The organism is Streptomyces sp. NPDC040622 (assembly GCF_055593965.1).
The window spans coordinates 228,273-252,058 of record NZ_JBVIXD010000005.1 but is presented as its reverse complement, the minus strand read 5'-3'; the positions used below and the strand labels follow the sequence as shown (position 1 = coordinate 252,058).

Below are 23,786 nucleotides of genomic sequence, written 5' to 3'. Positions count from 1 at the left end.
CGCGGTTCAGCGCGGAGGGCTCTCGCCCGGTACCGGTCCGGCCGCGACGAGCCGGTCCGCCGCGCGGCCGAACATCCCCCGGGCCACGGCCGACAGGGCCCCGTCGCCCAGTGCGGGCAGCCACCGTACGCGCAGGTCCTCGCGCCAGACGAGGTGACAGCCAAACCGGCCGGGGAACACCTCGATCTCCGCCCAGCCCGTCACGAACGTCCCCCGCTTCTCCAGCCGGCACCGCCCCGGCGCGGAGCCGTCCGGCGGACACCAGTCGACGACCTCCATCACGTCGTCGAAGCCGAGGGGCCCCAGCGCGCTGCGGGCGACGAAGACCGTGCCCGCGTGCGTGGGCGGGGGCGTGCGGACGGTGACACGGGTGAGGGGGACGACCTCGCCGTGCCGCTCCCACGCGGTCAGACGGCGCCACGCCTCGGCGGCGGGCAGGGGGATGTCCCGGGTGAGCTGGAAGATGGCCACACCTCAGAGCCTGCCAGGCGGAACGGATCGCCGCAGGGTGCGCGGGAAGTCAGGGCCTAGCGGTAGACCTTGCCGGGCTCGGCCTTGCCCGGGGCGAGCAGCTGGGGGACCGTCACGAAGACGTAGCCGCGCTTCTTCAGGCCGTCGATGACGCCGGGCACGGCCGGCACGGTGCCCTTGTAGATGTCGTGCAGCAGGATGATCCCGTCCCGCTTCGTCTGGTCCAGGACGCGCTTCTGGATCAGCTTGGAGTCGTTCGTCGTGTAGTCCTTGGCCGTGACGGTCCACAGGACCTCCGAGAGGCCGAGCTCCTTGGAGAGCTTGTTGACGTCGTCGTTGGTGCGGCCCTGCGGCGGGCGCATCAGCGTCGGCTTCTTGCCTATGAGCTTCTCTATCGCCGCGTTGGGGCGCTCCAGCTCCTTGCGCGCCTCGTCGGCGTCGATCTTCGTGAGGATCTTGTGCGACCAGGTGTGGCTGGCCACCTCGTGTCCCTCGTCGTCCATCTGCTTCACGAGCTCGGGGTACTTCTCGATGTGGTTCTTGCCGAGCGTGAAGAAGGTGGCGGGGACTCTCTCCTTCTTGAGGATCTTCAGGAGGCGGGGTGTGTTCTCGCTGGGCCCCGCGTCGAAGGTCAGCGCCACGCACTTGGCCCTGCGGCAGTCGACGGTGCCGAACTTGCCCTGGTGGGCGGCGCTCGCGTTCGCGCCGTCCTTGCGGACGGAGCTCGGCGACGCGGTGTGGAGCTGGGTGCATCCGGTCGTGGCGAGGGCGAGGGCCGCCCCGGCCGCGAGAACGGAGGTGGTGCGACGCAACCTTTTGTTCGAACGCGTCATCTTGCTGGTCGAAGGCATGTTCCAGGCGGGCATGCGACCACTATACATAGGATGTATACACCCCATGCATAGTGGTCCTCATGTGCCGAGTGCCAGGTGGGACCGGGGTCAGCCCGTCAGTGCCGGGCCGGGGACCGTCAGACCGGGATCACCCGGATCGACGGGTGGACCGCCGTGTTCAGGTACAGCTTCTCCTTCTTGTTCTCCTGCTCCAGCTCCATCACGAGCCGGTACCGGTACAGGCCGGGCTTGGCGGTGCTCATGATCGTGCCGGCCCAGTAGTAGTAGACCGGGGTGTACTTGTCGCGCATGCGGTCCGGCATCCCGTAGATCTTCAGCTCGTTGAAGATCCTGCGCTCCGCCACGTCCTCCTCGTCACCCAGTTCGGTGTCGAGGAACACGATGTTGTTGATCTTCGGCATGGGCGGCCAGGTCCCGTCCAGACGCCTCTCCATGTCGATGGGCCGCACGATCCAGTTCAGGACCTGCCCCTGCTTGCACACCGTCTCCAGAGACGACGTGCCCTGCCCCTTGCCGCCGATGCTGTTGTCCATCATGTACATCGCGTCGCTCAGCGAGCCCGTCTCCGTCGCCCGCTCCATGTTGATGAGCGTGACGATGTTGAGCTGGACCGAGTTCAGCTGACCGGGGTTCTGCTTCTCCACGCCACTGCGCGTGCTGGTGCTCACCGTGCCTCCTTCGCGTACGCCGTCATGACTGCCCGGTCCCTAGCCGACGAGGGACGACGACAGGGTGGTGACGATCGGCTCGTCCCTCGTGCCGAGCTTGAACTTGATCTGGTACGTGAAGGGGCCGCCGTCGCTCCGCTTGACGGTGCCGGTCCAGTACGCGACGTCGGTGCCGGGGTAGACCTTCCGCTCCGGCTCGCAGATCGCACTGTCGATCACGATGTCCTCGATGCTGACGAACGCCTCGCACTCCAGCGCCAGACAGTTCCACAGCAGCTGGTCGCCGGGCTTGGCCGTGGTCTGCAGCTCCTCGGTGCCGAACCCCGCGGACCCGCCCGCCTTGTTCGTGTCGTACATGTACAGGTGGCCCTGCATGTTGCCGGCCGCGAGCGCGCCCACGCAGTCCACGACGGCCGTGATGGAGATCGGCCGCTTCACGGCGGCTTCCCGCCTCGGTTTGGTGGTCATGTGTTCCTCCTCGTGCGGGGGTGGCTCAGGCGCCGGGGCGCGCGGCCGTGGGGATGGGCAGCTGGCCGACGCCCGCCTTGGTGAAGGCGTTGCGCCGCGGCTCCGAGGTGATCTTCAGGGCCGACGCGCAGGTCAGGTTCACCGGATCCCAGCGGAGTTCGCCGTTCGTCTGCACCAGCTTGTGCAGCTGGATGCGCATCATGTACGAGTACGTGCCGGGCCTTGACGTGTCGACCGTGGCCGACCAGTACCAGCCGTCGGTCACCATGTCCGGGGAGCCGTACTCCGCCGGGTACATGATCTTCGCGTCCACCGCCTCGCCGTAGATGTCGGTGATCAGCGGGGCCGGATAGCTGGCCGCGGCCGTGGCGTCGTCGGTGACGATCTGACCCGTGACGTCCACGATCTTCTGGCCGGACATCCGGCCGCGGGTGCGCCGCGTGGTCTTGACCCGGGTGCCGACGCTGCGCCGGATGCGGTTGAGCTCGGCCGCCGCGTCCGCGCTCGGCACCGTGGACTTGGCCGCCAGCTCCTGCAGTTCGGAGAGGGCCTGCTCGTCGGACTGCCGCGCCCGCTCGGCCTCGTAGCCGCGCGGAACGGTCGGCGGGATGGAACCGAGGCTGTACGGCAGCCAGTTGAGCACCTGCTCGCTGGCCTGCGAGCCGTCGCGCCAGTACGAGCCGTGGATCGAGGTGACCAGCTCGCCGGTCCCCTGGTTCTCGGAGCCGTGCAGCTTCATGTTGTCGAACAGATAGGTGTTGCCTTCGAGCGTGCTGGACGCCAGCGCGTTCCCGACGTCCACGAGCACGATGATCGCCAACTGTTGGGGCATGTCTCCGCCTTCGTCGTCGTTCCAGGCCTTGCCGTCGTCGTGCCGGCCGTCACTGACACATCAGCGCGGGTGAATCAACGGTCATGATGCTGTTGTCGCCCTCGTACATCTGGAGTTCGATGCGGTACTGGTAGGGCACGCCCGGCGTCATCCAGTGCGGCACCACGCCGCTCCACACGTCGAGGTCGAGCTTCGCGCTGTCCTTCTCCTCCTCCTGGCCGTGGGAAGAGGCGGTCTGGCCGTGCCCGCCTTCTCCGTACCCGCCCTGGCCGTAGCCGCCCTGTCCGTACCCGCCTTGTCCGTAGCCGCTCTGGGCCGTCGCGCCCTGCTGGAGGTGGGTGGCCGTGCCCGTCTGCTGCTTCCCGCTCGTCTGCTGCGTCCCGCTCGTCTGGTGCGATCCGGACGTCTGCTGCGATCCGGACGGGGACGCGCCCGACCGGGGAGCCCCGTTGCCCCGCGCGCCTGAGCCGTTGTGCTCGCCCGCAGGTTCGAACGAGATGTTCCTGATCTCCACCGGCGTCTGCAGGTCCACGGCGAGCGCGGTCCAGGACACGACCTGGCCCGGCTTGACGACCGTGACGAGGTTCGCCGTGCCCTGGTGGGCGCTGCCGTACGAGCCGTCGTCGACCATGCAGAGGTTGCCTTCGTGCAGTGACTTGATCGACAGCGCGCCGATGACGTCCACGACGGCGATGATGTTCACCTGGGATTTCATGCTGCTCCTGTTCATTCCGCTCCCTGTTCTCGCACTGGGTGGTTGCGCGCGGTGCCCCTCACCTAGCCGCGGTCCCTGACCAGCGGGACCTTTCCGACGGCGGTCCGCTCGATCTCCGCGGACAGCCTGGGCACGAACTTGAGCTGGAGGGTGTAGCCGGTCCGCTCGATCGACGCGGCGTTGGCCTCTCCGTGGTTGAACAGCGAAAGGGCGCGCGGCAGGGCGTTCACGAACACCTGCTGCAGGCCGTAGGGGCCGAGCATCGAGTCGGCGCGGTACGTCAGGCCGAGCACGTCGTCGACGGCCGCGTACAGCGTGATGGTCCGCCCCTCGCGGTGGTTGACGAACTGGACGTCGTGCGCCACCGCGTCCAGGTCCACCACCTCGGCCGCCTTCAGCTCCTCGCGCAGCGCGTCGTAGGCCCGCGCCGCCGAGTACTGACTGTCGTTGAGGTGGAGCACGTCCCCGGTGCGGCCCGCGAACTCGAACTGCCGGGTCTTCAGGCCGGGTCCGTCCGTGCGCGGCCGGTGGATCATCCGGTCGCCCAGCTTCAGGCGCAGCAGCGGCGTCTCGTGGGCGTGCAGCCGGGTGACGACGAGCTCGCCCTCCTCGCCCTCGGGGACCTGCCTGCCCTCCTCGTCGACGATCTCGATGAAGTGCAGGCCGGGCACCGCGGACAGGTACGGCGACGCGGCGTCCAGCTGCAGCCCGAGCGTCTCCGCCTGGGTGGCGGCGAAGTAGCTGAGGATCGCGAGGTTGGGGAACAGCGCCTGAAGCTCCACCCGCTTGCGCTGCGGCAGCACACCGCTGCCGTACAGGGCGACCCGGAAGCTGTCGCGGTACTCCTGGCGCATGCCCGCGGCGAGGTCGGCGAGGATCGCGATGCCCGCCGAGATCCCCATCAGCGCCTTGGGGCCCCGATAGGAGAACATGTGCTCGAGGACCGGGGCGGTGACGGGCCCCGCGCCGACGTAGTTGACGCCCGGCACGTGCTGCAGGACGCCGCCGACCATGGTGCCGCTGCTCCACATCTGGTAGTCGGCCAGCGTGGTGAACAGCCACTTGGGGTCCGCGCCCGCGAGGTGCCCGGCGAGCTGGTACGCCCCCATGAAGCGGCCCGCGATCTCGTACGTGTCCTTCAACTCCCGCAAGGAGTACACGACTTCCAGCGGTCGGCCGCCACTCGTGCCGCCGCTCGCCACGATCTCGAACTCGCCGCGGGTGAGGGGTACGACCATGCCGGGCCGTGAGTCCATGAAGAAGTCGCGCTGGACGTCCTTGTCCGACAGCGGAATGTGCTGCCACTCCTCGTACGTCCGCGGGGCGTGCGTGATGCCGGCGCCGCGCAGCCGCTCCCGCCACAGCGGGTTGAGCAGCGTGGTGTTCACCATCTGCTGGAGGCGGCGCAGTACGACCGCGTCCTGGACCTCGTGCGTGATCTCGCTGTACAGGGTCTGGCAGACCCGCTCGCACTCGCGCAGCTTGCTCGCGAACGAGGGGAGTACGGTGACGGCTTCGACGGACTCCGGCTGCCACTCCCACTCCGGGATGAGCCAGTGGGCGAGCTCGCGGGCGCCGCCGGGAGCCGGCGCGGGCGGTGGAACATGCGTTGCCTGTGGAGCGTGAGATGTACTCAACATCCGTCCCCTCTACGCTTTTTCTGTTCCCTCATCGCTGTGGAGCAGGTCCTGCGCTGTCCTTCTGATTTCGGAGAGCAGCATCCTGAAGTGCTCGCCGGTGATCTGATGGTTCATCATGACCACTCGCAGTGCGGCCACACCGTCGATGTTCACCTTCGAGATGAAGAAGTTTCCCTCGAATTTGATTCGATTTCTGATGGCGATCTGCAGATGGTGCACGTCCTTCTTCCCGACTTTCCTCCCGAGTTTCTTCTCGAGGTCGGCGGGGTGGTACCGGAAGCACAGAATGTTCGCTTCCGGCCGGTGCAGGGTCTCGAATTCAGGATCGGCCCGCACGGCGTCATGGGCTTCCTGCGTCAGCTGGCAGAGATACTCGATCTTCTCCGCGAAAAGCGCCTTGCCATAAATGGCCCACAGCGCCCACAACGTCATGATCATCGGGCGCTTCGTGCACTCGAAGTTCTTTCCTCCGCTGTCCAGTGCGGTGTAGATGTCCGGCTCCTCGTCGAACACGTAGCTGGCCTTCTGCCGGAATGCCGAGAGGGCTGAATCCTTGTTCCGGTAGAAGAGCATCGTGCAGGGCGACGGGACGAACATCATCTTGTGCGCGTCCCAGGTCAGGGAGTCCGCCTTCTCGATGCCCCGCAGCCGGTCGCGGAGCGCGTCCGACACCAGCAGGCTCGCGCCGTGCGCGCCGTCGACGTGCAGCCAGAGGTCCTTCTCCCTGGCCACTTCGGCGAGTTCGTCGATCGGGTCGAAGGCGCCCACCGATGTACTGCCCGCCGAGGCGACGATGCAGAACACCTTCAGGTTCTGCCGCTCGGCCGCCTCCAGGGTGGCGCGCACCTCGCCCGCGCAGATCTGCTGCTGCCGGTTCAGCGGCAGCCGGACGAGCTGGGCGTCGCCGATGCCGAGCACGCCGGCCGCGCGCGCCACGCTGTAGTGGACGTCCGCGCCCACGGCGATGGCGGGCCTGGGCTGGCCGCGCACCGCGGAACCCCCCTGCGACCAGTACCCCGGCAGCTTCTCGTTCCTGGCCGCGAGCAGGGCGGTCAGGTTGGCGAGCGAGCCGCCCGAGGTAGTGATCATGGTGAAGCGTCCGGGGTCCCAGCCGATGAAGCGGTTCAGCTCGTCGGCCATGATCCGCTCCACGACGCTGGGCAGCTGGCCCGCCTCGTAGAACGACGCCGGCTGGTTGACGACGGAGCTCACGAAGTCGATGACACCCGCGAGCGGCACGACGCCGGAGAACTGCCGCCCCATGTAGCCGGGGGAGTGCACCTGGATGCCGGTCCTGATGTACAGGTCGATGATGCCCGCGAGCCGCTCCTCGTCGAAGGCGGTGACGCTCTCGCGCTCCGTCGTCATCAGCGCCTTCGCGGCCTGCGACAACTTCGCGGGGTCGATCAGTTCGAGACCTCTGATCGAGATGTCCGACAGGTGCTTCTCCAGCTTCGCGAGGGCTGTTTCCGAGTTCTCCCGGAACTGCTGCGGATCAAATGCTTCGAGCAGTAAGGCACTCCGTTCCGATCCAGGATCACTCGCTTGAGATTCCGTCACTAGGGTCCCCCCTTGGAAAGCCCCCGTGTAACCCGACATGGATGTTCCGGCGCGCGCAGGAACGGACAGAGGCAGGTTTTCTTTGAGCGCCGAAGCAGGCCTGCCGTCCGGCCGGTCAAACGGGACGGCAATGCCCTACCGGCGGCGCGCGATCGGCGCCGGCCGCACGGATTTCCCCTCGAATACTTCTACGCAGCAGTCATCTCCCCGGCATGGTCAGTGCCTTCCCCCACAGCGACAACCGTAGGCGGTGGTCTTTCAGCGAGAAATCGAAACTCCGGGGTCTGTCCGAAAGAAGGCGCGGGCCATCTGAGGGTGCGTCACTCACCATGAGTAACATCCGCAACTGGAGATGTCGGGTGCTCCAGAATCACGCCTCCCTTTTCAGACACCATGCCGACGGCATGTGCACGGAGGAAAGGGGGACGGGGCAGGACCGGCGGCGGACTCCGCGCGGCGCAAGGGGTTTCCTGCCATTCTCGGGCCCGCCGGCGCGGTGCCGTTGCCCGGCCCGGCAAGGCGCCCGGATCGGGGCGGAGATTCCCCGTTCTCTCACGGCGTTCCGGCCATCGGGGCCGGTCACGGTGGCCCGGGGACGGTCGCACATATCGAACGGACATCGTGCGCGACCCGTCGTGTTCGCCGGGACGGCCACCGTTCCTCCGGTGGCCGGTGGCCCGGCTGCCGATCGAGCAAGGGCGCCCGATCCCTCAGTGGGTGCGGGCCCACCATCCGACGAGTACGAGCAGGAGGGGCCCCGTCGTGTCGGCCGCGCTGAACGCCGTACGGCGCCCCACCTCTCTCCACAGCGAAGGCTCACCCTGCGCGGAGTGCTCCCTTCGCGGGGAGGGCCTCCGTGCCTCCGGGCGCTCCTCACCGCACCAGCCGTTCTCGCCGTCACAACCCATCGCGAACCTCCACGACTCCAGGGCGCCGTGCCCTTGACCGCACCCCGTGTGCGATCGGTGGCATCACCTTGAGGCCACCCGGCACCAGCGCCCCGCACTCCCGGGCGAACCGGGCGCACGGCGAACTATCCTGCTGGTCAACGCCCTCGCGGACCGCCGCCCGGAACGCCCGCTCCGGGCGGAACGGGCAGTGCGGGCAGCGCGGGCAGCGGCGGCAGCGGTGGCCGGGGACGCGGGCGACGCGGGGGAGGGCAAGGGCCGATGGGGGCGGTACGGCGGGAGCTCTGGCGCCATCTGCACGGTCTGCGCACCCGTGCCGGGGCCGCCCGGCGGGCGAAGGGTCTGCCCGCCTCGCAGGCGACGGTGGAGCGGGAGCTCAGGAACACCGGGTGGCCGGGCACCGGGGACTTCTCCCGGAAGCGGATCAGCGAGTGGGTTCCCAAGGAGCCTTCGAGCCTGCCGACTTTCCAGACGCGCAGCGACGATCAGGTGGTCGCGCTCGCCCGTCTCTGGGCCGCATGGGCAGGAGAACCCGCACCCGGTCGCGTACTGCGCGACATGCTGGACGCACTGCGCGACGAGTCCGCACGCGAGCGCGCGGGGCAGGCCACCGGGCGGGCGCCCGCGTGGCGTCCGACGATCCGCGACTTCACGCCCTGGCAACTGGAGGTGGGCGAGGCGCTGTTGCCGGAGCGGACAGGATTCGCCGAGGCGCCCCACCTCGCCCCCTCCCTCACTCCCTATCTCGTCCGCGCCCACGACCGGGCGCTGCGCGAGTACCTCAAGGGCGCGGCGGCCGGGGGACCTTCGGTCCTCGGTGTGCTGACGGGTGACTCGTCGACGGGAAAGACGCGGGCCCTGTACGAAGCGGTCCTGGACGTGGCGCCGGATCACAGGTTCCTGCGCCCGTCGACCGCCCGCGCCCTGCGCACCCTGCTCACCGACGGCGAGGTGGACGAGGGATGCGTGCTGTGGCTGAACGAACTCCAGCGGATCCTCCACGACAGTGAAGGCGACGACGTCGCACAGGAGTTGACGACCGTTCTGCGGGAGCGACCCGGCATCGTCGCCGTCGCCGCGCTCTGGAGAGACCCCTACTGGGCTGAGTTCACCACTTCCGGACTCCCCGGCGACCCGACACGGCACACGCGGCCCCTGCTCGTCGGCGCCCACGCCCGGCAGTTCGGCGTGCCGCGTCGGCTGACGCCCGAGGAGAGCGGTCGATGGCGGCGGCTCGCCGACGAGCACGGTGATGTGCGCCTCTCCTCCGCCGGGCACGCGGGCGCGGCCGACGGCGAGATCGTCCAGCACCTGACCGGCGGCCCCGAACTCCTGTCCGCCTGGCTGGGCGGCCCGGGCGGCCACTTCACCCCGCGCGAGCACGCCCTGATCACCGTGGCCCTCGACGCCCGCCGCCTCGGCCACCAGGCACCGCTGCCCGGCCCCCTCCTCGCGGCGGCGGCCGACGGCGCCCTCGCACCGCACGACCGGGCACCCCGTGCCGACTGGGCGGGGGCCGAACTGGAGGCGCTGACGGGAGGCGCGCGCGGGGACGGTTCCCGTACGGACATCCGCCGCACCCTCACACCGCTGCGGGCGGTGCGGGAAGCCGCCGGGGCCCCGGCGCGTCACGAGCCGTCCCACTACCTGCTCCAGCACACCACCCCGAACCATGCGGAGGGGACGGCCGCCGCGGCCCTGTGGGAAGCACTCGTCCGGCACACGGAAAGCGCCGAGGACCGCTATCGGCTTCAGGACGCCGCCTGGAAGCGGGCCCTGTTCAGGTACGCCCTCCGTCTCGACCGGCGTGCCGCACTCGCCGGCAGCGCCGCCGCGTACATACGTATCGTCAGGCGCATGGCCCGGCATCCCGAGGCCGGGCCGGCCGCCGAGTGGGCCGCGCGACACGTGGATCCGTCCGAAGACGCCGCCGTGGCCGAGATCTTCGCCGCGCTGCGCGCGTCGGGAGCCCAGGAATCCGTGGACGCGCTCGCCCGGCGTCTCGTGGCGGCCGTCGACCCCACGGACGTGCGGGCCGTCGGCGAACTCGCGGGCCGTCTCGCACGGGAGGGCGCGTCGGAGGAGGCCGTCGCGGCCCTCGGCGACCTGCTGACGGCACACGTGGACCGGATCGATCCCGTGCACATCGTCCGGGCGCTGCCCGGCCTCGCCACGACGGCCGCGCACCGGGCCCTCCCACCCCTGGCCCACAGGGCGGCCGTCCACGCCGATCCCACGGACGGATGGTGCGTCCAACGCCTCCTCCCCGTCCTGCACGCGGTCGGCGGACCCGAAGCCGCGGCCGCCTTCGCGTCCCGCGTCGTGGCCGGGGCCCGTGACCTGGGCCCCGCCGAACTGCCCCGGCTGATCGGCGCGCTGCGACAGACCGGGCACGAGCAGGCCGCCCGCGCCCTGCTCGGCCTCGACCCCGCCGCCCGGACGGAACTGACCGACGCCCATGTGGTGCTGCGGCTGCTCGACGCACTCAGGGAAGCCGGAGATCACGACGGCGTGCGCACGCTGCTCGGCCGTTCGCCCGCCCGGCACGTCGACATGTTCGGCCACCCGGACGTCCACGACTACGGCTCCGCCCTCTGCCTGCTCCTGACCGCACTCCGCGACCTGGGGGCGGACGGGGAGTTCTCCGTGCTGGCCGGCCGGGTGGCGGCGGAGGCGGACGTGGCGGACCCGGAGGCGCTGGCCCGTTTCCTCGACCTCTTCCACGCCTCGGGCCTGCCGGAGCACGCGCGACGCATGCTGGACCGGACCCCGATGTCCGAGGTCCGGTACGAGGACCCGGAGGAACTGCGGTCGCTGCTCGTCGTACTCAGGGCGCACGAGGTGGCCGAGTACGACGCGTTGGCGGCGGAGGTCGCCGCCGACGTGGACCTCGCCAACCCGGACTTCGTCGGTGAGGTCGTCCGGGTGCTGGACGAGACGGGCGGGGAGCGGGGCATCGCCCCGCTGGTCGAGCGGGCGCTGGCCCATCGGTCGTACACGGTCACGGCCTTCGTGGTCCATGAGCTGGCCAGGGCCGGCGCGCGCGAGGCCGCGTCGCGGTTGGCCCTGCACGTCGCCGAGCGCATCGAGAGCATGGACGTGGGCATCGTCGGCCACGTGCTCTGGGTCTTCGCGGCGGCGGACGCGGCGGGCGCGGTGCGCGTCCTTCTCGGCCGGGGCCTTCTGGACCGGCTCGACGTGACGGTCTACGAGGACTCGTACTCGCTCGACGCGTGGCTCCCCGCACTCGTGGACGCCCTGTGCACGTTCGGGGAGACGGACGCGGCCCACGCGTTCGCGGGCCGGGCGGCCCTCGCTATCGACCTCGGCCACACGCAGGCCGTCGCGTCGCTCGTGAGCGCCATGACCGCTCACGGCCTGCTCGAAGCACGCGAGACCCTCGTCCGGCGGGCCGCCGCGGGTGCACACCTGACCCACATGAACGGCGTCGCCCGGCTGATCGAGGCGTTCCTCGCGGCCGAGGCCTTCGACGCCGTCGCCGAGGTCCTGCGCCGCGACCCGCTCGCGCAGGTCGACCGGGGGCAGGCCACCGACACCTGTCACGCGGCGCTGGTCGCCGCTCTGCGGAAGGCCGGGGAGCCGCAGGCCGACGCGTTCGCCCGGCATGCCCGGTTCGCGGGGCGGCTGCCCGTCGAGTCCTGCCTGCCGTACGGGGTGGAGGCCGACGGCAGCCCCGCCGCGCCCTGGACCTGGGACGGCGAGGTCGCGCGCGGGGAACAGGAAGAGGAACAGGCGGCGGAGCAGGGATACGGGACGGGAGGCGGCGTCCGCATCTAGCCGGCCGCGGCACCGCCCCGCCGGCCCGAACGGTTTGCCGGCCCGAACGGCCGGCAGGTCACGCCCCGCCCCGCCGCCCCGCCCGCCCCAGGAGGAGGAACATGTCACCGCTCCGCGAGGAGAAGACGTCACCGACCCGCCCGCCCCGTACCGCGCTCGCCATGTCGCCGGAGGCCGCCGCCGCGGTCCTGGAGCCGCGGACCCTCGCGGACCTGGACCGGATCACCACGCTCCGACCGCCGCCCGCGCTGGACGACTTCGGCACCGAACGGGCGAAGGCCGCACTGGCCGACACCGAACTCCTGGTCACCGGCTGGGGCTGCCCACCGCTCACCGCCGAGGTGCTCGCGGGCGCCCCCGGCCTGCGCGCCGTGGTCCACACGGCGGGCTCCGTGCGGGGCCACGTCACCGAGGCGTGCTGGGAGCGCGGCATCGAGGTGTCGTCGGCCGCGGCCGCCAACGCGCTGCCCGTCGCCGAGTACACCGTCGCGATGATCCTGCTCACCGGCAAGCGCGTCCTGGAGAGCGCCCGCGACTTCCGGACCGGCCGCGCGGGGGTGGACTGGGCGCGCACGCCCCGCACCACCGGCAACTACCGCCGCACGGTGGGCATTCTGTCCGCCTCGATGATCGGGCGCCGTGTCGTCGAACTGCTGCGCCCCTACGACCTGCGGGTCCTGCTGCACGACCCGTACGTGTCGCGGGAGGAGGCCGTCGAGCTGGGCGTGGAACTCGTCCCGCTCGCCGAGCTCTTCGCGCGCGCCGACACCGTGAGCGTCCACGCTCCGCTGCTGCCCGCCACCCGTGGCCTGGTCGGCCGCGACCTGCTCGCGGCGATGCGCCCGGACGCCGTGCTCATCAACACCGCACGGGGCGCGGTCGTCGACCAGGCGGCGCTCACCGAGGCGGTGACCGAGGGCCGGATCCGTGCGGTGCTCGACGTCACGGACCCGGAAGTCCTGCCGCCCGGCCACCCGTTGTGGGACACCGGGAACGCCCTGCTCACCCCGCACCTGGCGGGGTCCCAGGGCAATGAGTGGGCACGCCTCGCGGACTGCGCCGTGGACGAGGTGCGGCGCTGGGCGGCCGGTCAGGGCTTCGCCCATCCCGTCCTGCGCGACAGGCTGCCGTACCTGGCGTGAACGAACGGGCCCGGCACGGAGGGACCTGGTATGGACGGCCCTGGCATGAACCTGGCCGAATTCCCCCTTGCGTCCGGTACCTGGGGGCCTGTTTCGCCCTTAGCTAAGGTTAGGCTAACCTCTGCGACGTGCATGTAGGTGAAGAGACCGCCGAGGCCACGCGCCCCCAGGGTCATGAACTGTCGGCCACGGGCGTCACCGTGGCGTACGAAGGCGTCGACGTCGTCCACGACGCCTCGATGACCCTGAAGCCGGGCGAGGTGACCGTCCTCGTCGGCCCCAACGGCAGCGGGAAGTCGACGCTGCTGCGCACGCTCGCGCGCCTGCAGCGCCCCCGGACCGCCACGCTCGTCATCGACGGCGACACCGACGGCCTGGCCCTGAGCCCCCGCGAGTTCTCCCGGCACGTCGCCCTGCTCACGCAGGGGCGCCCCACGCCCAGCGGGCTCACCGTGCGGGACGTGGTCGAGTTCGGCCGCTACCCGCACCGTGGCCGCTGGGGGAAGGCCGACCCGGGCGGGCGGGCCGCGGTGGACCGCGCGCTCGCCATGACGGGCGTGGCGGACCTCGCCGAACGCGGGGCCGAGCACCTGTCCGGCGGCCAGCTCCAGCGCGTGTGGCTCGCCGGCTGCCTCGCCCAGGAGACGGGCGTGCTCCTGCTCGACGAGCCCACGAACCACCTCGACCTCCGCTACCAGGTCGAACTCCTCGACCTCATGCGGGACCTGGCCGACGACCACGGCATCGCCGTCGGAGCCGTCCTGCACGACCTCGACCAGGCCGCGGCCATCGCCGACCGGATCCTCCTGCTCGACGAGGGACGGGTCGTCGCGGACGGCGACCCCCACGACGTACTCACCCCGCGGCGGCTCACCGACACGTACGGCATCCGTATCGAAGTCGACGCCGACCCCCTCACCGGCCGCCTGCGCACCCGCGCCGTCGGCCGCCACCACGCGCGAAGCGAAAGGCTCAGCACCACCTCATGAGACGCCTCCTGTTCACCGCGGCGACCGTCACCGCCGCGGCCCTCGCCCTGTCCTCCTGCGGCACCACCGAGCCCGCCGCCGACGACGCCAAGAAGTCCGCCGGGGCCATGACCCTGACCGACGGCACCGGCACGAAGGTGAAGCTGAACGGCCCCGCCAAGAAGGTCGTCGGCACCGAGTGGAACGCCGTCGAGAGCCTGATATCCCTCGGCGTCGAGCCGACCGGCGTCGCCGACGTCAAGGGCTACAAGACCTGGGACACCGCCGCCCCGCTGAAGAACGACCCCAAGGACGTCGGCACGCGCGGCGAGCCGAGCATGGACGCCATCGCGTCCCTCAAGCCCGACCTCATCATCGCCACGACCGACCTGCCGGCCGCCGCCGTGAAGCAGCTGCGCGACATCGCCCCGGTCCTCAACCTGCGTCCCGCCGATGCCGGTGACCCGATCGGCCAGATGACGGAGAACCTCGACCTCCTCGCCAAGGCCACCGGTACCACCGAGCGGTCCACGGAGCTCAAGAAGGACTTCGAGGCGAAGCTCGCCGCGGGCAAGAAGCAGCTCGCCGCCGCCGGTCACGCCGGCGCGAAGTTCGCCTTCGCCGACGGCTACGTCACCGGCAACCAGACCTCGATCCGGCCGTACACCGGCGGTTCGCTGCTCGGCGCCGTCAACGAGAAGCTCGGCCTGAAGAACGACTGGTCCGTCAAGGGCGACAAGGCCTACGGCCTCGGCGCCACCGACGTCGAGGGCCTCACCAAGCTCGACGAGGACGTGCAGTTCGCCTATATCGGCAACGACGGCGACAAGGGGAGCAACCCGTTCTCCGGCGTCCTGAAGAAGGACAAGGTCTGGACGTCGCTGCCGTTCGTCAAGAAGGGCAACGTGCACCGGCTGTCCGACGGCATCTGGATGTTCGGCGGCACCGCGTCGATGAACCAGTACGTCGACGCCGTCGTCGAGGCGCTGAAGAAGTAACACCATGGCCGTCACCGCAACCACCCCCGCCACCCGTCCGTCGACAGCCGCCTCCCGTACGGGCGCGGCCGCGGTGACGGCCGCACTGGTCCTCCTCGTCACGGCCCTCGCGGTCGTGGACATCACCCAGGGCACGGCCGCCGTCGGCCCGCCCGAGGTGTGGAAGGCGCTCACCGGCCGCGCCGACCCGGCCGACGGATCCGTCGTCATCGCCTCCCGGCTGCCGAGGATGACCGCGGGACTGCTCGTCGGCGCCGTGCTCGGCATGGCGGGCGCCGCCCTGCAGGCGGTCAGCCGCAACGTCCTCGCCTCGCCCGACACCCTCGCCGTCAACGCCGGCTCCTACCTGGCGCTCGGCGTGGCGGCCGCCACCGGCATCTCGCTGCCGCTCCTCGCCTCCTCCGGCGTCGCCTTCGTCGGCGGGCTCGCGGCGGCGGCCGTCGTCCTTGGACTCTCGGGCCTCGGCGCGGGCACGGTCCGGCTCGTCCTCGCCGGCAGCGCCCTCACCTTCGGCCTCACCGCCGTCACGGAGGGCCTGCTCCTGCTGTTCCCCCAGCAGACGGAGGGCCTCTACAAGTGGAACCAGGGCAGCATCGCGCAGAACGGCTTCGACGGCGTGCTGCACATGCTGCCCATCGCCGTCGTCGGCCTCGTCGGCCTGATCCTGCTCGCCCGCCGGGTCGACGCCCTGGCCCTCGGCGACGACGCCGCGCACGGCGTCGGCGTGCCCGTGCGCTCCACCCGCGTCATCGCCGTCACCCTGTCCGCGCTGCTCTCCACCGCCGCCGTCACCCTGGCAGGGCCCGTCGGCTTCGTCGGTCTGTGCGCGCCCGCCCTGGTGCGCCCGCTCGCCCGCAGGTTCCGCGCGTTCACCCGCTCGCGGGCGCGGCTGCCCTTCGCGGGCCTCGCCGGAGCGGCGCTCGTGCTCGGCTCCGACGTGCTGCTGCGCGCCGTCGTGCCCTCGGACACCGCCGTCGCCGTGCCGACCGGCGTCGTCACCAGCCTGGTCGGCGCCGTCTTCCTGATCGTCATGGCGGCGCGGGCCAAGGACACGGCGGGCGCCGCCCCGACCGACCGGCTGCGGATCCGCGGCAGGGCCGTCTTCATCACCACGACGATCGCCCTGGTGGCGGTCCTGGCCGGCCTCGCGATCGCCGCCGTGCTCATCGGCGACAGCAAGCTGCTTCTCGGCGACGTCGTCAACTGGGCGCAGGGCAGGGCCGGTCAGACCGTCTCCTTCGTCCTGGACACCCGGGTGCCGCGCGTTCTCGCCGCCCTGCTCGCGGGCGCGGCCCTCGCGCTGGCGGGGACACTCATCCAGGCCGTGACGCGCAACCCCCTCGCCGAACCCGGCGTCCTCGGGGTGACCAACGCCGCCGCGGTGGGTGCCGTACTCCTCGTGACGACGGTGCCCACGGCCGGTTCGTGGAGCATCGCGGCGGGGGCGTTCGCGGGCGCCGCGGTCGGTTCGGTCCTCGTCTTCGGCCTCGCGGCGCGCGGCGGGTTCCAGCAGAACCGCCTCGTCCTCGTCGGATTCGGCGTGGCCACCGGTTCCGCGGCCGTCATCAGCATGCTGATCATCCTGACCGATCCGTTCAACGCGACGAAGGCGCTCACCTGGCTCGCGGGCTCCACCTACGGGCGGACCCTGCCCGACGTGGTGCCCCTCGCGATCGTCCTCGCCGTCGGCCTCGCCGTCGCCGTCACCCGGCGCACCGAACTCGACCTCGTCTCGCTCGACGAGGACACCCCGAGGCTCCTCGGCCTCGACCTGGGCCGCGGACGCCTGGCGTTCCTCCTCCTCAGCGTCCTGCTGAGCGCCACCGCCGTGGCCGCCGCCGGCACGATCGGCTTCGTCGGACTCGTCGCGCCGCACGCCGCGCGGGCCCTCGTGGGCCGCCAGCACGTACGGGTGGTGCCGGTCGCCGTTCTCCTCGGCGCCATCCTGGTGTGCGCCGCCGACCTGGTCGGCCGTACCGCGATCGCGCCGGCCCAGCTCGGCGCGGGACTCATGACGGCCGTGATCGGCACGCCGTACTTCCTGTACCTGCTCGTACGCAGCCGCCGCGGGTAGCGGGGCCGGACGGACGTCGGACGAGAACCGGACGGTGCGCGGCGGAAGCGCCCGTCCGCCTGTCCGCCCGTCCGGCGGGCGTGCCGCGCTGCCGTAGAGTGAACGCTCGTCCGGAGCGTACGGCCGCGAGCCGCCGCCCCGACAGCCGCGTCGGGGCCGACGGAGCCCCCGGCGAAGAACGAAGTCCGCGGGAGAGAAGCGTGCGCATGCCCCTGACCGGCCGCGCCGCCGCCTGCCCGCCGTGACCCTTCGCCCCTGAGCGGCGCCGGTCCTCGCAGGGACCGGGCCGCCGCCCCGTGCCTTCCGGTCCGCGCCCGCGGGCCCCGCGGACGCCGTCCGGTTCTCCGCGCTCCTCCGCACGCCCCCTGGTGACGCCGGGCGTGCCCGAGTACGACAGGTTCCGCTTCCCTTGTCATCCTCCGCACCGTCCGCGGCCGAACGGCTGCGCGGCCTCCGCCCTCCGCGCCCGTCCTGGCTCTCCCCGAAGGTCTTCCGCACCGAGGTCCTCGGCGGCCTCGTGGTCGCCCTCGCGCTGATCCCCGAGGCGATCTCGTTCTCGATCATCGCCGGGGTCGACCCGGCGATCGGCTTGTTCGCCTCGTTCACGATGGCCGTCACCATCGCCCTCGTCGGCGGGCGCCCCGCGATGATCTCCGCGGCCACCGGCGCCGTCGCCCTGGTCACCGCCCCGCTCAACCGCGAGCACGGCCTCGGCCACCTGATCGCCGGCGTCATCCTCGCCGGTGTGTTCCAGATCGTGCTGGGCGCGCTCGGCGTCGCCAAGCTCATGCGGTTCCTGCCACGCAGCGTGATGGTCGGCTTCGTCAACTCCCTGGCGATCCTCGTCTTCATGGCCCAGGTCCCGGAGATGCACGACGTGCCGTGGGCCGTCTACCCACTGATCATCGGCGGCCTGGCCCTGATGGTGCTCTTCCCGAAGATCACCAAAGCGGTCCCCGCGCCGCTCGTCTCCATCGTCATCCTCACCGTGATCACCGTCGCCGCCGGGATCGCGGTGCCGACCGTCGGCGACAAGGGCGAGCTGCCCTCCTCGCTGCCGGTGCCCGGCCTGCCCGACGTGCCGTTCACCCTGGACACCCTCACCACCATCGCGCCCTACGCCCTCGCGATGGCGCTGGTCGGCCTCATGGAGTCCCTGATGACGGCCAAGCTCGTCGACGAGATCACCGACACCCACTCCTCCAAGACCCGCGAGTCCATCGGGCAGGGCATCGCCAACATCGTCACCGGCTTCTTCGGCGGCATGGGCGGCTGCGCCATGATCGGCCAGACGATGATCAACGTACGGGTGTCGGGTGCCCGCACCCGCCTCTCCACGTTCCTGGCGGGCGCCTTCCTGATGGTGCTCTGCATCGTCTTCGGCCCCGTCGTCTCCGACATCCCGATGGCCGCCCTGGTCGCCGTCATGGTCATGGTCTCGGCGGCCACCTTCGACTGGCACTCCATCGCCCCGAAGACCCTGAGGCGGATGCCCGCGGGGGAGATCACCGTCATGGTGGTCACCGTCGCGGTCGTGGTCGCCACGCACAACCTCGCCATCGGCGTGGTCGTCGGCACCATCACGGCGATGGTCATCTTCGCCAAGCGCGTCGCCCGCCTCGCCGACGTCACGGCCGTCGTCGACCCCGACGGCACCCAGGTCGTCTACGCGGTCACCGGCGAGCTCTTCTTCGCCTCCTCCAACGACCTGGTCACGCGCTTCGCCTACGCCACCGACCCCGACAAGGTCGTCATCGACCTCTCCGCCGCGCACATCTGGGACGCCTCGTCCGTGGCGGCCCTCGACGCGGTCACCGCCAAGTACGCGCAGCGCGGCAAGAGCGTCGAGATCACCGGCCTGAACGAGGACAGTGCCAGGATGCACGGCAGCCTCAGCGGAGAGCTCGCCTGACGGGAGCGGTCCGTCACCAGCCCGTCTGGAGCGGGTGGTTGACGAGCAGGGCCACGGCGGCCGGATGCGTTCCGTCTCCGCCTTGCTCGTCCCGGACAGGTCGGCCGCGAGCAGGGCGAGCAGCGCGGCGAGGGCGAGCAGCGCCAGGCGCGGCCCCCGGGCCGCCCCCGCCGTCGTCCGGCCGCGCACGTCGAACACGACGGGCTCGTGCCCGCGCGCCGCGAGCGCCTCGACGACACGGGATCCGATGGACCCGGCCCCGCCGGTGACCCGTACACGCATGCCTCGCACGCCAGGTCCCGCGCCCCGCGCCCCGCGCGCGACAGCCGCGCCGGGCAGGCACGTCACCGCTCCGCAGGACCTCGGCCGGAGGCCCCTGACGAAGGCCTCGGCGAAGAGCCCTCCTCCGTGGTGCCGGGGGCACGCGGCCCTTCGAGGTCATCGGGCGCGCGGTGGTGGCCGCCGGGCTCGCGCGCGGCGGCCGGTGCGGCGCGGCCGGCTGTCTGCTGTTCGAGGCCGCCGGCGTCCCGCCCGCGCGCCCAGCGCCCCGAAAGGCGTCATACGCCGGGGCGTGCGTCCCGCCGGGTGAAGCGGTGCCACCAGTGGTGCCGCCGCGGATGAACGGCCCGCCCCAGGCGGCGCCCCAGCAGCAGGTAACCCAGCAGGGCGCCCGTCGTGTTGAGGATGACGTCGTCGATGTCGAAGGTGCGGCCGGTCACGAACGCGCCCTGCGCCAGCTCGACCAGCACCATCGTCACCGCCGTGGCCAGCCCGACCCGGATGAGCCCGCGCGTGCGGGGCAGCACCACGGGCAGCAGCATCCCGAACGGCACGCCGAGCAGGATGTTCCCGCCGAGCTGCTTGACGGTGTCACGGAAGGCGGGCTGCCCGAGGTAGTCGCCGATGGAGTCGCCCGGGGTGAAGTTGCTGTGCGTCAGGGCCTCGGACGACGCGGACGGCTCCAGGGTCAGCCGGGCGAGCACCACCGCGAACCCGACCATGGCGGCGAACGCCACCAGCATCGTCACCACCCGCACCAGCGGTGACGCCGGGGCCGTACGCCGGGGTATCGCCTCGTCGGCGTAGGCGCCCGGGTCCTTCGGCCGACCTGCTGAACGACGTGCTCGTGCCATCAGTTCCTCCACGAATTCAGTGCCCCAGTCGCTCAGGTCGGGTCGGTACGGCCGAACAGCCCCGCGTGTCCCGGCGGGAGCTGGGTGAGGATGCGACGCAGCAGCGCGTCGTCCGCCTCTTCCGCGAGCGTGCCGAGCACGGCGGTGACGGCGCGCCGCGCACCGGGCGCGTCACCGTCGGTCCGCGAGGCCACCGCGTCGACGAACTCCACGGGCGTCAGCGGTTCGCCGGCCGGTTCCGTCTCCTCCAGGAGGGGCCCGCACTGGGCGGGCAGCAGCCGGGCCAGGTCCGTGCGGTCGTCGCCCACCAAGTGGGCGCCCAGGATGACCAGTACGTTCTCCACGGCTCCCGCCGCCTGCTGCCGGCTGGTGAAGTCACCTCGCTCTTGCACCTGGTCCAGCAGTGCTTCCAAGGTTGTGCTCATGCTGAGTCCCCACTCGTGGCCTCGACCGACCCCGGCGGCGACCGGGCCCCGGCCACGGCCTCGGCCCCGATCGCGGTTGCCGTGCGGTCAGGCGCGAACGATGCTGCGTACGTTGTCGATGTCGCCGCAGCGCGCCCTCAACTGCCGGCCGCGCTCCTCGGCGTAGGCCGCGCCCAGCTGGACCCGGCACGCGCGTGTGACGCTCTCGCGGGTGTCCACGAGGAGCGTCGTCTCCGTCTCCCGCGTGTATTCGGTCACCGCCATGACGAGCTCGTCGACCCTGGCGTCCCAGGCGTGCGGGGACGCCGCATGCGCCTCGAACAGGTCGAGCAGCGCCTCGGCACCCTCCTCGTGCGCGACGACACCGCGTTCGATGACGCGGCCGTCGATGCCTTCGTGCTCCGTGAGCACGGGATAGACCTCGGCCTCCTCGGCCCGCACATGGGCGACGTACAGCCCCGCGAACTCGTGCAGCGCGTGCCCGCGGACGGTCTCCATGCCGTCGCGCAGCTGACGCAGCAGATCTCCCGCGATCAGGTGGTCCTTGAGGATCAGCTCGACCACGTCCTGTGACGGGTGCATCGGATGCCTGCCTCTCTGGTCCGTTCTGCCTCCGATACCCGGCCTCGGCGGGCTGATGCCTGCCGTACGCCCCTCGCGTAGAGACTTCGCCCGGACGGCGGAAGCGGGCACCCCGCCCGCATGTCAGCCCGCGGCGGCCCGCGCGCGCTCCATCTCCACCGTGAACTGGGCCCCCGCCAGCAGCGCCAGGTTGGACACCCACAGCCACACCAGGAAGACGACGACGCCCGCGAGCGAGCCGTACAGCTTGCCGTACGTGCCGAACCCCGACGCGTACACCGTGAACAGGCCCGAGGAGAGCAGCCAGAGCAGCGCGGCGAGGAGCCCGCCGGGCAGGATGTGGCGCCAGCCGCGGGCCGCGGGCGGCGCGTTGCGGAAGAGGACGAGGACGAGGAGCGCCACCAGGCAGAGCAGGGCCGGCCACCGCAGGACGGCCCACGCGGTCTGGCCCGCGCCGCCGAGCCCGACGCTGCGGCCCACGCTCTCGGCGAGCGAGCCGCTGAGCACGAGCAGCAGCGCGCTGGCGACCAGCAGGGCGAGCAGACTGACCGCGGTCATCAAGACGCGGTGCGCCTTGCGCAGCGCGGGCCGGGTGTCCTCGACCCCGTGCATCGCGTGCAGCGCCCGCCGGAACACGGCCGAGTAGCTGGAGGCGGACCAAATCGCGCTGACGCCTCCGGCGATCACCACCGTGAGCGCCGCCGAGCGCGCGTCCGCCATCTCGCTGAGCGCCGAGTGAAGGGAGCGGCCCGACTCCGCGGGCGCCCAGTCGGTGACCTCGGCGATGAGCGCCTGGGTCGTGGAGGGACTGACGAGACTGATGAGGCTGACGGAGACGAGCATCGCGGGGAGCAGGGAGAGGATCGCGTAGTACGTCAGCGCCGCCGCCCAGTCCGACACGTCGTCGTCCCACATCGACACGGGGGTGCGGCGCAGGGCGGTGCGCCGCAGCGCCCATGCCGAGGAGGCGCCGTCGGCCGGGGCCGTGGGGGAGGAGTCCGCCCCGCGACCGTGCGGGAGCCGGGCGGGTACGCCGTGCACGGTGGGTGGTGAACTCTCCATGGGGCTGCTCCTTCTTGCCTGCGGCGGCGCGGCAGCCACCTTCTTGTTCCCGTGTTCCCCTGCTCGGGTTGTTCCCCCACTCGGGCCCGCGACTGCTTGGACACGCCGCGCGAGGTCGTGTGACGGTGAGGGCGGGGGCGGTTTTCCTCAGGCACCCGAGGCCGCACGGGCCCGGGGACGACAGAAGCCCCGGACGTCCGCGTACGGAGTCCAGGGCTTGTCCGGAGCGCTGGGCAGGCCTTGCACCTGCATTTCCCCGCAGGAAGCGGGGCGTCTTTCCTTGGACGACCAACGCGTGTCCCCGGCCGGAAGTCCGGCGTGAGGAAGCAGTATTGATCTTAGCCCATGACGGGCACTGCCCCGTACACCCGGCCCGTCGCCCCGGCGGCGGGGGAGAATGGTCCGATGCTGATCACCGCGGACCGGGTGCTGACGGACGAAGGCACCTACCTGGAGAACGGCGCCGTCCTCGTCGAGGGCGACGCGATCACCGCAGTCGGCGCCGCCGACGAGCTCGACCGCCTCGCCGGCCCCGGTGTGCCGCGCCTCGACCGCTCCGGCACGTTGCTGCCCGGCCTCATCGACTCCCACGTACACCTGATCTTCGACGGCGGCACCGACCCCGTCGCGGGCCTGCGGCAGAGCGACGAGGTCCTCTACGGACAGATGTGCGAGCGCGCCGGCCAGTTGCTGCGCGCCGGAGTCACGACGGCGCGCGACCTCGGGGACCGGGGTCATCTCGCCCTCCGCGTCGCCGCCGAGATCGACGCGGGCCACCTGGCAGGGCCGCGTGTCCTCGCGGCCGGCACCCCCGCGACCCCGCCCGGCGGGCACTGCCACTTCCTGGGCGGCGAGGTCTCCGGCGAGCGGCAGGTGCGCGACCTGGTCCGGCGCAACGCCGACGCGGGCGCCGCCGTCATCAAGGTCATGACCAGCGGAGGAGGGCTGACCAAGGACGGGCCGCGCAGCTGGCAGAGCCAGTTCTCCCGCGCGGAACTGCACGCCCTGGTCGACGAGGCGCACTCCGCGGGGCTGCCGGTCGCCGCGCACGCCCACGGCGCGGACGCGATCGCCACGGCGGTCGACGCCGGAGTCGACACCCTGGAGCACTGCACCTGGATGACCGAGAGCGGCTTCGACCTCAGGCCCGACGTCCTGGACCGCATCATCGACGCGGGCATCGCGGTCAGCCTGACCGTCAGCCCGCACTGGCGCATGCTCCCCCAGGTGTTCGGCGAGGCACGCGCGGCCACGATGTTCGACCAGGTCCGGCAGATGGCCGAGGCCGGGGCGAGGATCATCCTCGGCACGGACGCCGGGGTCCAGCGGACGGGCTTCGACGGACTGCCCGGCGCGCTCTCCTTCTACGCCCACCTCGGCGTGCCGAACAGCCGGATCCTCACCATGGCCACCCGGTACACCGCCGAGGCCCTCGGGCTCGGCGAGGTGACCGGGCGCATCGCCCCCGGCTTCCGGGCCGACCTGCTTCTCGTCGACGGCGACCCGCTGGCCGACCTGGACGCGCTGCTGCGGATCGGCACCGTGGTGTCGGCGGGACGGGTGAGGGCGTAGGGCG

19 protein-coding genes and 1 pseudogene are annotated in these 23,786 nt (G+C 71.7%); 7 read left to right on the top strand and 13 right to left on the bottom strand.

Annotation, left to right across the window (positions count from 1 at the left end; genetic code table 11):
• Positions 1-6: 6 nt before the first annotated feature.
• The 8 genes from ACZ592_RS15935 to ACZ592_RS15900 all read right to left on the bottom strand — a co-directional run bounded on the left by ACZ592_RS15935 (position 7) and on the right by ACZ592_RS15900 (position 7,208).
• Positions 7-471: an SRPBCC family protein gene (locus tag ACZ592_RS15935; protein WP_471582135.1), complete on the bottom strand. Its 465-nt coding sequence runs from the start codon at positions 469-471 to the stop codon at positions 7-9.
• Between the two features lie 56 nt (positions 472-527).
• Positions 528-1,337 carry a polysaccharide deacetylase family protein gene (locus ACZ592_RS15930; protein ID WP_471582134.1) on the bottom strand — a complete coding sequence of 270 codons (810 nt, stop codon included), beginning with the start codon at positions 1,335-1,337 and terminating at the stop codon, positions 528-530.
• Between the two features lie 104 nt (positions 1,338-1,441).
• A complete protein-coding gene (locus tag ACZ592_RS15925) occupies positions 1,442-1,993 on the bottom strand; it encodes a hypothetical protein (RefSeq protein ID WP_471582133.1) in 552 nt (183 codons plus the stop codon).
• Between the two features lie 39 nt (positions 1,994-2,032).
• The gene (locus ACZ592_RS15920; RefSeq protein WP_471582132.1) at positions 2,033-2,461 is read right to left on the bottom strand and encodes a hypothetical protein; all 429 of its coding nucleotides are present in this window, start codon (positions 2,459-2,461) and stop codon (positions 2,033-2,035) included.
• Positions 2,462-2,486: 25 nt separating this feature from the next.
• Entirely contained in the window at positions 2,487-3,293 is an 807-nt protein-coding gene (locus ACZ592_RS15915) for a hypothetical protein (RefSeq protein WP_471582131.1), read from the bottom strand.
• 49 nt (positions 3,294-3,342) lie between these two features.
• Positions 3,343-4,008 (bottom strand): hypothetical protein, encoded by a 666-nt coding sequence (locus ACZ592_RS15910; protein WP_471582130.1) that lies wholly within the window; start codon positions 4,006-4,008, stop codon positions 3,343-3,345.
• A 62-nt stretch (positions 4,009-4,070) separates the two neighbouring features.
• The gene (locus ACZ592_RS15905; RefSeq protein ID WP_471582129.1) at positions 4,071-5,648 is read right to left on the bottom strand and encodes a phenylacetate--CoA ligase family protein; all 1,578 of its coding nucleotides are present in this window, start codon (positions 5,646-5,648) and stop codon (positions 4,071-4,073) included.
• 9 nt (positions 5,649-5,657) lie between these two features.
• Positions 5,658-7,208 carry a pyridoxal phosphate-dependent decarboxylase family protein gene (locus tag ACZ592_RS15900; protein ID WP_471582128.1) on the bottom strand — a complete coding sequence of 517 codons (1,551 nt, stop codon included), beginning with the start codon at positions 7,206-7,208 and terminating at the stop codon, positions 5,658-5,660.
• Between the two features lie 1,169 nt (positions 7,209-8,377).
• Here ACZ592_RS15900 and ACZ592_RS15895 point away from each other — a divergent pair.
• The 6 genes from ACZ592_RS15895 to ACZ592_RS15870 all read left to right on the top strand — a co-directional run bounded on the left by ACZ592_RS15895 (position 8,378) and on the right by ACZ592_RS15870 (position 19,008).
• On the top strand, positions 8,378-11,914 hold the full coding sequence (locus ACZ592_RS15895) for a hypothetical protein (RefSeq protein WP_471582127.1): 3,537 nt from the start codon (positions 8,378-8,380) through the stop codon (positions 11,912-11,914).
• Positions 11,915-12,015: 101 nt separating this feature from the next.
• On the top strand, positions 12,016-13,056 hold the full coding sequence (locus tag ACZ592_RS15890; RefSeq protein ID WP_471582126.1) for a hydroxyacid dehydrogenase: 1,041 nt from the start codon (positions 12,016-12,018) through the stop codon (positions 13,054-13,056).
• A gap of 128 nt (positions 13,057-13,184) precedes the next feature.
• Positions 13,185-14,045 carry an ABC transporter ATP-binding protein gene (locus ACZ592_RS15885; RefSeq protein ID WP_471582125.1) on the top strand — a complete coding sequence of 287 codons (861 nt, stop codon included), beginning with the start codon at positions 13,185-13,187 and terminating at the stop codon, positions 14,043-14,045.
• A complete protein-coding gene (locus ACZ592_RS15880) occupies positions 14,042-15,022 on the top strand; it encodes an ABC transporter substrate-binding protein (RefSeq protein WP_471582124.1) in 981 nt (326 codons plus the stop codon). Before ACZ592_RS15885 ends, ACZ592_RS15880 begins: the two co-directional genes overlap by 4 nt.
• Before the next feature lie 4 nt (positions 15,023-15,026).
• Positions 15,027-17,096, top strand: coding sequence for an iron ABC transporter permease (locus ACZ592_RS15875; RefSeq protein WP_471582123.1), 2,070 nt, complete (start codon positions 15,027-15,029; stop codon positions 17,094-17,096).
• A gap of 409 nt (positions 17,097-17,505) precedes the next feature.
• Entirely contained in the window at positions 17,506-19,008 is a 1,503-nt protein-coding gene (locus tag ACZ592_RS15870) for a SulP family inorganic anion transporter (protein ID WP_471582122.1), read from the top strand.
• A 183-nt stretch (positions 19,009-19,191) separates the two neighbouring features.
• Here the strand turns inward: ACZ592_RS15870 and ACZ592_RS15865 are convergent.
• The 5 genes and pseudogenes from ACZ592_RS15865 to ACZ592_RS15845 form a co-directional block, all read right to left on the bottom strand.
• A pseudogene (locus ACZ592_RS15865) lies at positions 19,192-19,290 on the bottom strand (NAD-dependent epimerase/dehydratase family protein); the annotation flags it as partial.
• Between the two features lie 275 nt (positions 19,291-19,565).
• Positions 19,566-20,141 (bottom strand): VanZ family protein, encoded by a 576-nt coding sequence (locus ACZ592_RS15860; RefSeq protein ID WP_471582121.1) that lies wholly within the window; start codon positions 20,139-20,141, stop codon positions 19,566-19,568.
• Between the two features lie 32 nt (positions 20,142-20,173).
• Positions 20,174-20,566 carry a DUF2267 domain-containing protein gene (locus ACZ592_RS15855; protein WP_471582120.1) on the bottom strand — a complete coding sequence of 131 codons (393 nt, stop codon included), beginning with the start codon at positions 20,564-20,566 and terminating at the stop codon, positions 20,174-20,176.
• Positions 20,567-20,653: 87 nt separating this feature from the next.
• The gene (locus ACZ592_RS15850) at positions 20,654-21,148 is read right to left on the bottom strand and encodes a hemerythrin domain-containing protein (RefSeq protein WP_471582119.1); all 495 of its coding nucleotides are present in this window, start codon (positions 21,146-21,148) and stop codon (positions 20,654-20,656) included.
• A 123-nt stretch (positions 21,149-21,271) separates the two neighbouring features.
• Positions 21,272-22,210: a YihY/virulence factor BrkB family protein gene (locus ACZ592_RS15845; protein ID WP_471582118.1), complete on the bottom strand. Its 939-nt coding sequence runs from the start codon at positions 22,208-22,210 to the stop codon at positions 21,272-21,274.
• Positions 22,211-22,615: 405 nt separating this feature from the next.
• On the opposite strand from ACZ592_RS15845, the gene ACZ592_RS15840 reads away from it, so the two are divergent.
• Positions 22,616-23,782: an amidohydrolase family protein gene (locus ACZ592_RS15840; RefSeq protein WP_471582117.1), complete on the top strand. Its 1,167-nt coding sequence runs from the start codon at positions 22,616-22,618 to the stop codon at positions 23,780-23,782.
• Positions 23,783-23,786: the final 4 nt, after the last annotated feature.